This window comes from Lysinibacillus cavernae (genome assembly GCF_009724685.1).
Lineage (GTDB): Bacteria > Bacillota > Bacilli > Bacillales_A > Planococcaceae > Lysinibacillus > Lysinibacillus cavernae.
On the sequence record NZ_WMEF01000004.1, the window covers coordinates 193,028 to 208,190 of the forward strand.

Annotated in this window: 13 protein-coding genes; 12 read left to right on the forward strand and 1 reads right to left on the reverse strand. The window is 37.3% G+C overall.

Features of this window, described 5'->3' with window-relative positions; all coding sequences use genetic code 11:
• Positions 1-5: 5 nt before the first annotated feature.
• The 4 genes from GJU32_RS11525 to GJU32_RS11540 all read left to right on the forward strand — a co-directional run bounded on the left by GJU32_RS11525 (position 6) and on the right by GJU32_RS11540 (position 6,809).
• The gene (locus GJU32_RS11525) at positions 6-908 is read left to right on the forward strand and encodes a chemotaxis protein (RefSeq protein ID WP_155592094.1); all 903 of its coding nucleotides are present in this window, start codon (positions 6-8) and stop codon (positions 906-908) included.
• A 164-nt stretch (positions 909-1,072) separates the two neighbouring features.
• Positions 1,073-2,620, forward strand: a complete 1,548-nt coding sequence (locus tag GJU32_RS11530; protein ID WP_155592095.1) for a Ppx/GppA family phosphatase — start codon at positions 1,073-1,075, stop codon at positions 2,618-2,620.
• On the forward strand, positions 2,617-4,773 hold the full coding sequence (locus tag GJU32_RS11535) for an RNA degradosome polyphosphate kinase (protein ID WP_155592096.1): 2,157 nt from the start codon (positions 2,617-2,619) through the stop codon (positions 4,771-4,773). Before GJU32_RS11530 ends, GJU32_RS11535 begins: the two co-directional genes overlap by 4 nt.
• A 29-nt stretch (positions 4,774-4,802) precedes the next feature.
• A complete protein-coding gene (locus GJU32_RS11540) occupies positions 4,803-6,809 on the forward strand; it encodes a putative bifunctional diguanylate cyclase/phosphodiesterase (RefSeq protein WP_155592097.1) in 2,007 nt (668 codons plus the stop codon).
• A 49-nt stretch (positions 6,810-6,858) separates the two neighbouring features.
• Here the strand turns inward: GJU32_RS11540 and GJU32_RS11545 are convergent, their stop codons facing one another.
• The gene (locus GJU32_RS11545; protein ID WP_155592098.1) at positions 6,859-7,470 is read right to left on the reverse strand and encodes a TetR/AcrR family transcriptional regulator; all 612 of its coding nucleotides are present in this window, start codon (positions 7,468-7,470) and stop codon (positions 6,859-6,861) included.
• 237 nt (positions 7,471-7,707) lie between these two features.
• On the opposite strand from GJU32_RS11545, the gene GJU32_RS11550 reads away from it, so the two are divergent.
• The 8 genes from GJU32_RS11550 to GJU32_RS11585 all read left to right on the forward strand — a co-directional run bounded on the left by GJU32_RS11550 (position 7,708) and on the right by GJU32_RS11585 (position 15,086).
• Complete coding sequence (locus tag GJU32_RS11550) at positions 7,708-8,601, forward strand: NAD(P)-dependent oxidoreductase (RefSeq protein WP_155592099.1); 894 nt, start codon at positions 7,708-7,710, stop codon at positions 8,599-8,601.
• A 15-nt stretch (positions 8,602-8,616) separates the two neighbouring features.
• Complete coding sequence (locus GJU32_RS11555) at positions 8,617-10,137, forward strand: CoA-acylating methylmalonate-semialdehyde dehydrogenase (protein ID WP_155592100.1); 1,521 nt, start codon at positions 8,617-8,619, stop codon at positions 10,135-10,137.
• 164 nt (positions 10,138-10,301) lie between these two features.
• Positions 10,302-11,063, forward strand: coding sequence for a 3-hydroxybutyrate dehydrogenase (locus GJU32_RS11560; protein WP_155592101.1), 762 nt, complete (start codon positions 10,302-10,304; stop codon positions 11,061-11,063).
• Between the two features lie 16 nt (positions 11,064-11,079).
• A complete protein-coding gene (locus GJU32_RS11565; RefSeq protein WP_155592102.1) occupies positions 11,080-12,264 on the forward strand; it encodes an iron-containing alcohol dehydrogenase in 1,185 nt (394 codons plus the stop codon).
• Positions 12,265-12,423: 159 nt separating this feature from the next.
• The gene (gene fadH, locus GJU32_RS11570) at positions 12,424-13,191 is read left to right on the forward strand and encodes a 2,4-dienoyl-CoA reductase (protein ID WP_155592103.1); all 768 of its coding nucleotides are present in this window, start codon (positions 12,424-12,426) and stop codon (positions 13,189-13,191) included.
• A 63-nt stretch (positions 13,192-13,254) separates the two neighbouring features.
• Positions 13,255-13,494, forward strand: coding sequence for a short-chain dehydrogenase (locus tag GJU32_RS11575; protein WP_155592104.1), 240 nt, complete (start codon positions 13,255-13,257; stop codon positions 13,492-13,494).
• 195 nt (positions 13,495-13,689) lie between these two features.
• On the forward strand, positions 13,690-14,130 hold the full coding sequence (gene cbpB / locus GJU32_RS11580) for a cyclic-di-AMP-binding protein CbpB (protein WP_008174114.1): 441 nt from the start codon (positions 13,690-13,692) through the stop codon (positions 14,128-14,130).
• A 68-nt stretch (positions 14,131-14,198) separates the two neighbouring features.
• On the forward strand, positions 14,199-15,086 hold the full coding sequence (locus GJU32_RS11585; RefSeq protein WP_155592182.1) for a LysR family transcriptional regulator: 888 nt from the start codon (positions 14,199-14,201) through the stop codon (positions 15,084-15,086).
• Positions 15,087-15,163 lie beyond the last annotated feature (77 nt).

A 15,163-nucleotide genomic window follows, 5' to 3' on the forward strand; every position in this document is an offset into this window, starting at 1 on the left:
TTGCATTGGAACATAAAGGCATATTATTAGAAAGTGGCACGAATGAGCTAGAGATCGTTGAATTTGAAGTAGCCAACAATAAATTCGGCATTAATGTTATTAAAGTAAAAGAAATTATTCAACCGATACCAGTAACATTTATCCCACACGCGCACCCGCATGTAGAAGGAATCATTCAATTACGAGGTGAAGTATTACCGGTTGTTGATATGCTGCGAGTATTAGGAATTCAAGGAGCGGAACGTAATCCACAACAAAAATATATTGTTGCTGAATTTAATAAACAACGTGTCGTTTTCCATGTAGATAATGTGACACAAATCCATCGTATTTCCTGGAATCAAATTGAAAAGCCTTCTGATATGTATCAAGGTGGGACATCACAAGTAATTGGTGTTATAAAGCAAAATGAACAAATGATTCTATTACTAGATTTTGAAAGAATCATGGTGGATATTAATCCTGAATCAGGAATTAGTGTGGAGTCTGTTAAAAAGCTTGGCAAACGTGAGCGCACTGGAAAACGTATTTTAATTGCAGAAGATTCACCATTATTACGCAAGTTATTATTCGACACGATGAGTGAAGCTGGTTATGACAATGTTGAATTCTTTGAAAATGGCCGCGATGCTTATGAATACTTAGAAGGAATTGCGAAGAGTGGTAGTGATATTGCTGAGCATATTCAATTGGTGGTAACTGATATTGAAATGCCGCAAATGGATGGACATCATTTGACACGAAAAATCAAAGAGCATCCTGATCTTCAGAAGCTTCCTGTTATTATTTTCTCTAGTCTAATTACGGATGATCTTCGTCATAAAGGCGATCAAGTAGGAGCAGAGGATCAAATTAGTAAGCCAGAAATTGCAGAGCTCATTTTACGTGTTGACCAACTTATTCTGTAAAATGGTTATGGCTTACATGATACTTCACAATTTTAATAACGGGTATCCTGAAAGTATAAATATATGAAAGAAAAGTCGGATGCCATAAGAGGTACCGACTTTTTTGTATAGGTCCACATATTATGAACAAAATAAATTGAAGATGCTTGTAAGGATGTGATTATTTGAATGAACTAAAAACAGCCATTATTGATATCGGTTCGAATACCATTCGATTAGTGTTATATCAATATGATAATGAAGAGGGTCTTCGTGAGCTTGGAAATATTAAAACGGTAGCACGTTTGCGTACATATATACAGCCTTCTGGCGTGATGTCTGAAGAAGGTATTCAAGTGTTATCAGAAACTTTATTAACATTTAAAGCAATGCTTGAGGATTTTGAAGTAACAGATGTAAAAGCAGCTGCGACAGCTGCCATCCGCCAGGCTACTAATCGAGATCAAATTATTGAGGAAATGAAAGAACGGACTGGTATCCAAATAGTGCTTTTATCAGAAGAGGAAGAAGCTTATTTTGGCTATGTTGCTGTTGCCTATTCTATGGGGACGAAATCGGCCGTGACGATTGATATTGGTGGGGGTAGTACCGAAATTACGCTGTTTGAAAATAAAGAAATTCAGCAATCACACAGTTTTCCATTCGGGACAGTTTCTTTAAAGCAACGTTTTGTGAAGGGCGACATTATGAATAGTAGTGAAAAAGCGGAGCTCATTGCTTTTATTAAAGAGCAGTTCCAAACACTGCCCTGGATACAAAATGTTGGGTTACCTATTGTTGCAATTGGTGGTAGTGCACGAAATATTGCCCAAATTCATCAACAAAAGCATGATTATCCTATTGCCAGTGTCCATGGCTACGAAATGACAAAGGGATATTTGGATGATTTAAGCTTGTTTTTAGGTCAATTAAGTTTTCAAGAATTGAAGCAACTGGATGGGCTTTCGTCTGATCGTGCAGATATCATAGTGCCTGCATTAGAGGTATTTAGAGTGTTAATGGAGGCGGTTGGAAGTGAATCTTTCCAACTGACAAAGAGAGGTTTGCGTGAGGGACTTATTATTCAACAGATTTTGCAAACAGATACACATGCCTTTAATAAATACAACGTCTTTGAAGGAAATGCGAGAAGATTAGCACGTCAGTATGGTCGAACTGAAATGGAAGTTGATTATTTGATGCATCTAGCGGACCAATTGTATCGTGAATGTTGTCATTTAGGTTATTTACAATATAATCCAGAAGATTTGAATTTATTAGCAAAGGCTGCGAAGGTTTTTAATATAGGGGAGTATATTGAATTAAGCTCTGCAAGCCAACATACCTTTTATTTAATTGCGAATCAATCTATTGATGGTTTAAATCATTTAGAAAGAGTAAAACTAGCACTTCTTGCCTCCTATAAAAATAAAGATTATTTTGACCGATTTGCTGCTCCGTTTTCAACATGGATGGGTCGTGAGGAATATCGCAAAATACGAGATTTTGGAGCGTTATTAAAATTTGTCTACGCGTTAAATGTTTCAAAACGCAATGTTGTACATGCTATTGAGATGCACACTGAAGAGGACCATGTACAACTCGATATTTATGTAAAAAAGAATGCCGCTGCTGAAAAGTATCAAGTCAATCGACATAGGAAGCATTTAGAACGAGCATTAAAAATCCCTATGAAGATCAATTTTATTGAAGAAGGGTGGAACAATGGATGACAACTGAAGTAACGAAAAACGAGCTACATGAGGAAGGTTTATCAGAAAATCATAGTCGATTGTTGGAGGAAATTGCAAAGCATCAATACTATAATAATCGTGAATTAAGCTGGCTTGCCTTTAATGAGCGTGTTTTAGAGGAAGCAGAGGATATGAATAATCCTCTGCTAGAGCGATTAAAATTTTTAGCGATATTTAGCTCGAATTTAGATGAGTTTTTTATGGTGCGTGTCGCAGGGCTACAAGACCAAGTACGTGCTGGTTTTCATAAGCCTGAAAATAAATCTGGATTAACACCAAAGGAGCAGTTGGCTAAAATTGCAGAACGTACACAAGCATTAGTTCGCCGACAAACTGAAGTATATCGCCATTTAATCTATGATTTACTACCACAACATAATGTACATATTGCAGATATGAAAGATTTAAATAGTGCACAAAAAGCGTTTATCAATGAAATGTTTGCTGAAACTATCTTCCCGGTTTTAACACCTGTCGCAGTAGATGCGTATCGTCCTTTCCCAACATTGCTTGGTAAAACCTTGAATTTATTAGTACTGATAGAGCAGGATGAGACAGATCTCGAAAGTCGTGAGAAAGTAGCAATCGTACAAGTTCCATCTGTATTAGATCGTTATATAAAAGTACCATCAGAAGAAGGGAAAACAGTTGTTGTTCTATTGGAGGATGTGATTGTAGCGCATATTGAAAAGTTATTTTATGGCTATAGTGTAAAATCAGCTCAAGCATTCCGTTTAACAAGAAATGCAGATTTAACAATCCATGAAGAGGGCGCTCGGGATCTTCTAGTTGAAATCGAAAAAGAGTTGAAAAAACGAAAATGGGGAGTAGGTAGCCGTTTAGAAGTTCGAGTTGGCGAAATGAACGAGGAAGTGCTGCAATACTTACTAGATGAATTCGAAATTGAAGAAACAGATGTATTCCATATTGATGGTCCTTTAGATTTAACATTTATGTTCTCTTTTGTCAAAGGCATTTCTGTAGGTCGTGAGCATCTAGAATATGAAAGCTTTATCCCTCAGCCACCTTTAGATTTACAGTCAGATGAAAATATTTTTGAAAAAGCGTTACAACAAGATATATTTTTCCATCATCCATATGAGTCGTTTGCACCTATCGTTGATTTTATTTCAGAGGCAGCGGTTAACCCGAATGTATTAGCGATAAAACAAACATTATATCGAGTAAGTGGCAATTCGCCAATTATTCAAGCGCTAAAGCTTGCTGCTGAAAATGGGAAACAAGTAACGGTATTAGTTGAACTAAAGGCCCGATTTGATGAAGAAAATAATGTGCACTGGGCAAAACAATTAGAACAAGCGGGTTGTCTTGTGATTTACGGCATGAACAATTTAAAAACACACTCTAAAATAACACTCGTCGTTAGTCGTCGTAATGGCAAAATCGAACGTTTTGTGCATCTTGGTACAGGAAATTATAATGATGCTACTGCAAAAATCTATACAGATATGGGCATAATAACTACAGATAAAGAGTTTGGCATTGATGCGACAAACTTCTTTAACTACTTAAGCGGCTATACAGAAAAGCCTACCTTTAATCATTTAGTCGTAGCACCTTTTGATATTCGAGATGAATTTATTCGTTTAATGGATGAGGAAATTGCTTGTCATAAAAAATATGGTAATGGTTTTATTCGTGCAAAAATGAATTCACTGACAGACAAAGATTTAATGATGAAGCTTTATGAGGCATCAATTGCAGGTGTAAAAGTGGAGCTTATTATTCGTGGTATTTGTTGTATTAGACCAGGTATTCCTGGTATTAGTGAAAACATTACAGTAACAAGTATTGTAGGCCGTTTCCTTGAACATTCTCGAATCTACTGGTTCCATCATAATGGGGAAAATAAAGTCTATTTATCTTCAGCTGATATGATGACTCGCAATATGATTAAACGTGTAGAAATTTTATTCCCTGTATATGCAAGTGAAGCAAAAACTCGTATTATTGACATAATGAATGCACAATTAATGGATACTGCCAAAGCACGTATTCAAGACTCTAATGGTAAATATCATTACAAAGAATTTGACCGTAGTGAAGATCCATTGAATAGCCAGGAAATTTTCTTAAAGGATGCATTAAAGCCTACGCTAGACGAAGAATAGAGCAAACACGCTACTTAGTGAGGGATAGAATGAAAAAATATAGAGAGAGTGTAGCGCCATTTGCAGATTATCAACAACTCATACAACTGAATCCATTTGATGCAGTCGTATGTTTGAGAAAAGTTGATACGAAAGCGTTTGAGGTCATAGAATTTAATGACAAGCTATCATCATTTATTGAGCTGCAGGATATAACAGCCAAGAACGCTGAGAATTTTTTTACTAAGCAATGTTGGCTACAATTGTCGGAACTTCTAAACCAAGAATTCAATGAACAGCATGTCCTGAAATTAGGTACTGGTCTTCAAGTAAAAACATTTGCGATTCATGTACAGCACTTTTCTAAATCAATGGTAGCCATTATTCTTCGCGAAACACAATTTGAAGAAAAACCATATTTACAATTCGTGGAACAACATGTGAGTCCTGTGTTAACAACCGATATACAAGGTCGAATTATTCATCAAAACGTAGCTGCTACTGCAGCATTATCAAGAGATCAACACAGCCTAATAGGCCTCGATATTTTTTCATTATTAGAAAGTAAATATATCAACGAATTTAAATTATTATTTGCCAAAACAATTGAAGGTTCAGCATTTGGTATGCCTAAATGTTTATTGAAGGGTCAATTGCTAAGTAATGAGCCCTTTTATTTAAGAACGCATCCAGCCTATTATAATGGTGAGGTTATAGGTGTACACTTATTTGTAAAAGAAGCAAACTCATTTATGAATGATCATGAGGCATTTTATTACCTAGCGCTAATGGATGAATTAACAGGTATTTGGAATCGAAAGGCCTTTAAAGAACACTGGCTGCATCATTTAAATGACAAAAAGCAGGAAAATAAGCAAGCAGCTCTTATTTTGGTGGATATTGATCGCTTTAAAAAATTTAATGAATCCCTTGGTGAGAGCAGAGGAGACGAGCTTATGCGCATGTTTAGTCATAGACTTCGCGAGCTTTGCTACTCAAAATGCTCACTGTATCGTTATAACAGTGATGAGTTTATTTTTGTCTTAAAAGATGCAACCATACAAAAAATTGAGCGAATTGCTAATGCAATCTTAGATAGTTTAAAACAGCCTTTTATGATAGATGGGCAGGAATATTTTATTAGCGTATCGATTGGTATTTCGCTAAGTCCAGCAGATGGTAAAGATTTAGAGACACTTGTACGAAAAGCAGATAAGGCTTTATTTTCTGTTAAAGAGCATGGTCGATCACATTACCGTTACTATCGAGAGGATATGACGGCCATTTTTCCAAATGAAGCATTGATGGAGGCCCATTTGCGCCGTGCTATTGAATTTAATGAGCTTAGTCTTCATCTCCAACCACAAATGGATTTAGCAAACAATAGCATCGATAGCTTTGAAGCATTACTTCGATGGAATAATCGTAAATTTGGTTTTGTATCACCTGCACAGTTTATTCCGATTGCAGAGGCTTCTGGCTTAATTATTGAGATAGGTGATTGGATTATTGATGAGGTTTGTCGTTACCAAAGAGAATGGCAATCGAAGGGATATCGTCCTGTACGCATAGCTGTTAATATATCACCAAAGCAGTTTAGAAAAGAAAATTTTGCTCGAAAAATTAAAGCGGCATTGAAGAGATATGATGTTCCTCCTGAATTATTAGAGGTGGAAATTACGGAAAGCTCTATGACAAACGTTCATGAAACATTTTCAATCCTTACAGAATTGAAGCAATTAGGGGTGTATGTGTCGGTAGATGATTTTGGGACAGGCTATTCCTCTTTAAGCTATCTCAAGCGTTATCCAATTGATATCATTAAAATCGATCAGTCATTTATTGCGGATATCGCAAAAGATGACAAAAATGAAGCCATCATTAAAGCGATTATCTCGATGTCTCATAATTTAGGATTAGAGGTCATTGCTGAAGGAATTGAAGAGCCAACACAAGTCGATTTTCTTAAACGCCATCGTTGTCAAAAAGGACAGGGATACTTATATAATAAGCCATTACCAGTTGAAACAATTGTACAACAATATTTTGTTAGCTAGTTAAGGAGTAGTACTTTCATCACGAAGTGGATGAAAGTACTACTCTTTTTTACATTTCGTGTTTAAGGCCGTTCAAGACAATCGCTGTAAATTGATCCATCTCAGTAGCTAAATCAAAGTTATCACTGTGTATTAACCAATCATAAACATTGGCACGCATACAACGTTGAATAATTGCTTGTATGTTAGTCGCAGATATATTTTGTCCGAATTCCCCTTGTCGAATACCTTCCTCGATATATGTATTCATAATTTGAAAGATCTTACGTTGCGGATTAATTAAATAGTGATCTTGTTCCACTTGATTTGTCATTGCAGCCGTATATACTGTACGCAATAAATCTTTGCCAACAACATTTGTTAAATACTTCATTTGTTCTTGATACACTAATAAAATTTTTTCACTTGCAGGTAATGTACAATCAATATTTTTTTCTACCGTACTATAAAAACTATCTAGCTCTTTAAATTTTTCTAAAATAACATCATATTTAGATGGGAAGTGTGTGTAAAATGTTCCTTTTGAAACATTACAGGCTTTCGTAATTTGTTCAACAGATACATGTTCAAATCCATATTTGTTAAATAAATCTAAAGACGTTTTTAGTAATTTTCCACGTGTTTCCAACGCTTTTTTTTGTCTGCTTGTGAGTGATTCCATCGTTGCTTGCGACCTCCACTATTAAATATTGTGAAATATTTTCTATGTAAAATATTCTGAAAATATAAAATTTTTAATTGACGAGATGGATTTCTTTTGATTATGATTTAATTGACCTCGGTCACTGACCGAGGTCATTAAAAGTATCTCGTTATTAATGTTACGACAAAAAACGGAAGTTGGCTAGTGCATCATCCAGCTTTAGTATTGAATTTTCAAGGATTGGGGGAGATCTAAATGAAGGAGAAATTAGGTTTTATCGGTTTAGGCAATATGGGGTTACCGATGTCCACAAATTTATTAAACGCAGGTTATGTGGTGTATGGCTTCGATACAAATGCAAAGGCAATGGAACAATTTATAAAAGCCGGTGGCATTGGGGTGGAAACAGCAAATGCTGTTGCACAACAATGTGATGTTATTATGACCAGCTTGCCGACTCCTCAGGTTGTAAAATTTGTATATCAATCAGAGCAGGGGATATTACATTATGCTAAGAAGGGAAGCTTGCTCATTGACTTTAGTACTGTCAATCCCGAATTGAATGATTCGTTACATAAAGAGGCAAAAACGTTGGGGTTACGATATTTGGGAGCACCTGTAAGCGGAGGGGTTATTGGGGCTGTAAATGCTACATTAACCATAATGGTCGGTGGTGACAAGGGAGATTATGAAAGTGCTGCAAAAATATTCGGAATAGTTGGGAAAAACGTTTATCATCTGGGCATATCATCAAGTGTAGGTACACGTATTAAATTACTAAATAATTTAATGATTGGGTTTTACACAGAGGCCGTTGCTGAAACGATCGTGCTTGGCGAAAAAATGGGCATTCATGCTGATACGCTGTTTGAAGTATTAAGTAATAGTTATGGTCAAAGCCGTATTTATGAACGTAATTATGTGGAATATATGAAAAATGACAATTATGAGCCAGGCTTTTCTACTAATCTATTATTAAAAGATTTGAAGTTAGCGAAGGCAATGGCTGAAGAAGCTGGCGTATCCCTACGAATAGGTGAAAAATTGGTGGATCTTTATAGTGAAATTGCTCAGCAAGGCTATGGAGAAAATGATATGTCTGCAGCTTATTTAAGCTTAAAGGATCAATGTAAAATAGAACATTTTTAAGAGGAGGAAAAGAATATGACAACAGCACAAGAGGTTAAAACATTAACGCATTTTATTAGTGGACAATTAGTGGAAGGGAAAAGCGGGCGTTTCGGTTCAGTATTTAATCCAACAACAGGTGATGTCATTGCAAAGGTACCACTTGCAACAGTAGAGGAAACACGAGAGGCAATTAACAAGGCACAAGCGGCATTTCCAAAATGGCGTGATACGTCAGTGGCTAAGCGAGCAGAAATAGTTTTAAAGTTCCGTAACCTTATAACTGAAAATATGGAGGAGCTATTACAAATTATTTGTACTGAAAGCGGAAAAACGATTGAAGATGCCAAAGGAGAAATTACTCGAGGACTTGAATCGGTTGACTTAGCTATAGGCGCACCACACTTAATGAAAGGGGAATACTCTGTTAATGTTGGAGGGCAAATAAATGCCTATTCTGCAAAATACCCATTAGGGGTAGTGGCGGCTATATCACCATTTAACTTCCCAATTATGGTGCCTTTAGCACAAACAAGTATGGCTGTCGCTGTAGGAAATGCTGTTGTGTTGAAGGCATCAGAGCGTGTACCCATGACTGCTTTATATGTTAGTGAGCTATGGAAAAAAGCTGGATTGCCAGACGGTATTTGGACAGTGATTAATGGTGATAAAGATGCGGTCAATGAACTGTTAGAAAACCCAACTGTGCAAGCGATCTCATTTGTAGGGTCAACTCCAGTGGCACAGTATATTTATGAGACTGGTTCAAAGTATGGTAAACGTGTAACGGCACTTGGTGGTGGCAAAAATAATATGGTCGTGATGCCAGATGCAGATCTTGAACAGGTAGCAAATGCCTTTATTGGGGCAGCGTACGGAGCAGCCTCACAGCGTTGTATGGCCATTTCTACGATCATGCCTGTTGGGAAAGAGACAGCAGATCGTCTAGTGGAGATTCTTAAGAACAAGATCGCTAACCTGAAGGTAGGTCCATACACAAACCCTGATTCAGATTTTGGCCCTGTTATTTCGCAACAATCAAAAGAAGCGATACTTGCTGCAATTGATAGAGGAGAGTCTGAAGGTGCGTCGGTCATTTGTGACGGTCGTGAACTTGATATTGTCAAAGATTCTAAAGGATTCTATGTAGGACCTACATTATTAGATTACGTGAAGCCAGGTATGGAAATTTATGAGCAAGAAGTATTTGGCCCTGCTCGTAACGTTGTACGTGTAGATTCACTGGAGGAAGCTATCACACTCATTAATAAACATGAACTAGGGAATGGTGTTACTATCTTTACGAATAATGGGTTAGCAGCTCGTAAATTTACGACTGAAATAGACGTTGGCATGGTCGGTGTCAATGTACCAATTCCAATTCCAGTTGGGTACCATAATTTTGCAGGGTTTAAAGGCTCTCGTTTTGGTGAAGGGCATATGTTTGGTCCAGATCAGGCACGATTCTTTACAATAACGAAGACAATTTCAGAGCGTTGGATGACAGGTAATGCATCCACGGCATCAACATTTGCATTCCCAAGTAATAACGACTAATAGAAACAAAGAGCTGTAGAGACTTACAGCTCTTTTTCTAAAAATGCAATGAAAAGCATAAGGACGCCTATATGCCTTTTGGAGCCTTAACCGTTATGATTCCAATCATAGGAACAATAATCGCAATCATATTATTCTCATTAGGAATGTAGGAGGGATGTTGTATGCAAGGAAAAACAGTTTTCATTACAGGGGCAGCTCGTGGTATTGGTCTTTCCATGGCGCAAACATTTGTTGAGCAAGGGGCAAATGTTGTTATTACGGATAAAAATGAACAGCTTTTAGAGGAGGCCGTTGCACAAAACCCTTCATTAACTGCTTATACATGTGATGTGACAGAAGAACAAGCCATACGAGAGGCTATTGATTTTACGATTAATAAATTTTCAACATTAGATATTTTAATTAATAATGCAGGATTTCAACATGTCTCTCTTATTGAGGAATTCAAGACAGAGATTTTTGAAACTATGCAAAAAGTAATAGTCGTTGCTCCATTTGTAGCAATGAAATATGCATTACCACATATGAAGCAAAAACAATTTGGTCGCATAATCAATATGGCATCCATTAACGGCGTCATTGGATTTGCTGGTAAGGCTGGTTACAATGCAGCAAAGCATGGTGTTATTGGGTTAACGAAAGTAGCTGCACTTGAGGTAGCGAAAGATGGAATCACTGTAAATGCTATTTGTCCAGGATATGTAGATACGGAATTAGTACGTAATCAGTTTATAGATTTAGCTAAAACAAGAGGTATTCAAGTAGAGGAAGTGCTTGAACAGGTGCTGTATCCACTTGTACCACAAAAACGTTTACTTGATGTCTCTGAAATTACAGGGCTTGCTTTATATTTAGCAAGTGATTTAGCAAAGGGATTAACAGGTCAGGCCATTATTTTAGATGGTGGTTATACAGCTCAATAGTTGAGGAGGATGAAACATGATTCAAACAAAAACAATCTATACTGTTCATTCACCAGGGACCATTGTGTATGGGCGTGATTCATTTGAAGAAGTGGGTGATTATGCAAAAAAATTTGGCTCCAAGGCATTGATCGTTAGCGACCCAATTATGGACAGCTTAGGCTTTGTTAAGCAATGTCATACGCTGTTAAAGACGCAAGGGATGGAAGCGGTTTTATATTTAGGGGTGGTAACTGAGCCAGATGATACGTACGTAGCAGAGGGTTTAGAGTTATTGCAGAAAGAGAGTTGCGATGTCATCCTATCGGTTGGTGGTGGAAGCTGTATTGATACGGCAAAGGCAATTGCAGTAGTGGCTACAAACGGTGGCTACATAGGGGATTATATGAAAATGGCAAAGGTAGCAGAGCAAGCGCCAATTCCACATATCGCCATACCAACGACAGCCGGAACAGGCTCTGAAGCAACAGATGCAACAGTTATTACCAATACAAAGAGTGATGTAAAAATGATGATTAAGCAGCCAGCCTTTATGCCAACGGTTGCGATAGTCGATCCTATCCTAACGATTACTTCACCACCTGCGATTACAGCGGCAACAGGTATTGATGCATTAAGCCATGCCATTGAAAGCTATTTGTCATGTTTAGCTCATCCGTATTCCAATGTACTTGCATTATCTGCTATGGAATTAATCGTCAATAATATTGTAAAGGTCTATGAACAAGGTGATGATGTGGATGCAAGGGAAGCGATGTCATTAGGCTCCATGCAAGCAGGGCTGTCTTTTTCAAATGCTTCTGTTGCATTAGTTCATGGAATGTCACGTCCAATCGGTGCACTCTTCCATGTGCCACATGGTATCTCCAATGCGATGCTTTTACCAGCAGTTTTGGAATATTCAAAAGAAGCTTGTATAGATCGACTAGCAGACTTAGGGCAGTTTTTTAATAAAACAAACGAATCTTTATCGCAAGAAGAGCTTGCTCATCTAGCTATTACTTCCATTAAGGAAATGTGTAAGCATATGAAGATAGGGAATTTCAAACAATGGGGTATAGAGGAACAAGCTTATTATAATGCCATCCCTAAAATGGCAGAGGATGCTATTGCAAGCGGTAGCCCTGGCAATAATCCAAAAATACCAACAAAAGAAGAATTAGTGGAGCTATATAAAATCGCCTATACGTATGAGTTTTAATCATAATAGAGAGCTATTCAGACTAATGAATGGCTCTTTTGTGTTTTTCAGAAAAACAGAAAATATGCTAGAGATTTGTAGAATTAATATGACATATTCGAGAAAATATAGTAAAATTTTAATGAATCATCATTCATTTTTAATAAAGGGGGAAATGGAATGTTGCAAGGGAAGACAATTATTATTACGGGTGGATCAAGCGGCATGGGACTTTATATGGCAAAGCAATTCGTGACTGAAGGAGCTAATGTTGTGATAACAGGGCGCAACGAGGAACGATTAGCAGAGGCAAAAAAAATTATTGCAGAGGCTGGTCCCTCTATCGAGACATTTCAAATGGATGTACGCGTACCAGAACATGCTGAGGCTATGCTCGCATTTGCTGTAAAAAAATTTGGTCAGGTTGATGGGCTTGTGAATAATGCTGCTGGTAACTTTATTGTACGTGCAGAGGATTTATCACCGAATGGCTGGAAGGCAGTAGTGGATATTGTATTAAATGGCACATTCTTCTGTTCTTCAGTAGTTGGTAAGTATTGGATTGAACAAAATATTAAAGGGTCTATTTTAAATATGGTAGCCACTTATGCTTGGAATGCAGGAGCTGGTGTCATCCATTCAGCAGCGGCAAAAGCTGGCGTATTATCACTGACGAGAACGTTAGCTGTTGAGTGGGGAAAACAGTATGGCATTCGCGTTAATGCGATTGCGCCTGGCCCAATTGAACGAACTGGTGGGGCAGATAAGCTTTGGGAATCAGAGGCAGCAGCGGCTCGTACATTAGATTCAGTTCCATTAGGTCGCATTGGAACACCAGAAGAAATAGCTGATTTAGCTACGTTTATGATGTCCAACAAAGCAAGTTATATGAATGGAGAATGTGTAACATTGGATGGTGGGCAATGGCTCAACCAATATCCATTCTAAAAATGTTTGCATAACGGAGAGCTAGGTTGACGCATACTAAGGGTAAAGAAAGGAGTTTTGCCTATGGGTATGTGGCTAATACCAGCTATTATTGCCATTGTAATCATTTCTGCTATTTCTTTTGTTTCCACGTTAAAAATTGCAAAAATGACATCTGAACGGAAATCTGAAAATGATACACCGATTTCAGAAACAGTCGAAGAATATGCAACGATGTTGAACCCAATTGTTTGGGTATATGCGATTTTTTTAATTTTTTTAGGAATCATGATTTTCTATTACTGGAGTAAGGCAGGCTATTAGCTATGGCTCATCTTCATTCAGTCAAATACATGGCTGAATGAAGATGTACCTAGTTTTTGTCGTATAAGCCGTAATAATTCGTTGTTCCGTGAAAAACTCTTCTCGCCCTAGTCATGGTCATACATAGAAAAGTTGTGATATGATGAAAGAGAAGGACTGTTCTACATAGCGAGGACAGAAAAGGAGAAGAAGTTCATGATTTCAACTAACAGCAAAGACTTATTAGCAATGCCAATTAGTGATTTTATCATTTCCTCTGAAAAAGTTGCGCATGTACAAAGTGGAAATAGTGCTGAACATGCACTCCTTGTACTAACACGTACAGGGTACTCGTCCATACCTGTATTAGATTTGAAATATCGACTTCAAGGTTTACTTAGCATGAAAATGATAACCGAATCGATTCTTGGACTTGAGCATATTGAATATGAAAAGCTACCTGATATTAAAGTTGACTCTATAATGGAGAAAGAGATCGCTGTATTAAAGTTGTCGGATACTTTCCAGCGTGCTTTGGATTTAGTCATTAACCACGCCTTTTTATGTGTAGTGGACGAAGATGGTACATTTGCAGGGATATTAACAAGACGTGTTATTTTGAAGCAATTGAAAAAATATATTTATCAAAAAGAGTAGTAGCTTAAGAGGGAACTCAGATGAAAATCATGAGGCCCTCTTTGCTTGTATTGGAGGTTTACAGATTGATGGCAACAGAGGCAGAAATTTTAAAAATTTTAGCTGAAGAACGCAATATGCGGAAAGCAGCAGAACGTCTATTTTTATCCCAACCCGCACTTTCTCAACGTTTACAAACGATTGAAAAGGACTGGGGGGCACAGTTATTTATTCGCTCACAAAAAGGGTTAACAGCAACACCTGCTGGCGAACAGGTTATTGCCTATGCGAAGGAAATGCTCACTAAAAAAGAAGAAATCTTTGAAACGATTCAATCCTTAACTACAAAGGTAAATGGGACATTGAAAATTGCCTGTGCATCCATTGTTGGTCAAAACTGGCTACCTAAAATCTTGAAGGAATTCGTGTCAAAATATCCTGAGGCTAAAATATCACTGATGACTGGCTGGAGTTCTGAAATTGTGAAAGCACTTTATGATGGTGAGGCACATGTCGGTATCGTACGAGGCCAGGTTGACTGGAAGGGAGAAAAGATACACCTTTTCAGAGATACTCTTTATTTAGTAGACAAAGAGGTCAAAACGATTGAAGATGTGTTAAAGACAGACCGTCCATTTATTCAATATAAAAGTGATTCCAATTACTATCAAGAAATTCAACAATGGTGGCAGCAACATTTTGCTTCCAATCCTAGGAAACAAATTTTAGTGGATCAAATTGAAATTTGTAAGCAGATGGCTTTAAATGGTATCGGCTATGCTATATTACCTTCCATTACATTAAATGACCACGACGGCATTCATAAAATACCTCTGACAAATGATGAAAAGGAATTTGGACTTACACGAGATACTTGGCTAATTGGATACGAATCCTCTTTTGAATTGAGACAGGTAGAGGCTTTTGTTGAAGTAGTGCAAGATCATGCTCGTTGTTTGTTTGATTATACAAAATAGGAAATAAGGCAATTCCAGGTTCTGTTGGAATTGCTTTTTTCATTATTACTTAGCTAATTTCTTAAGAGTTTATGAAT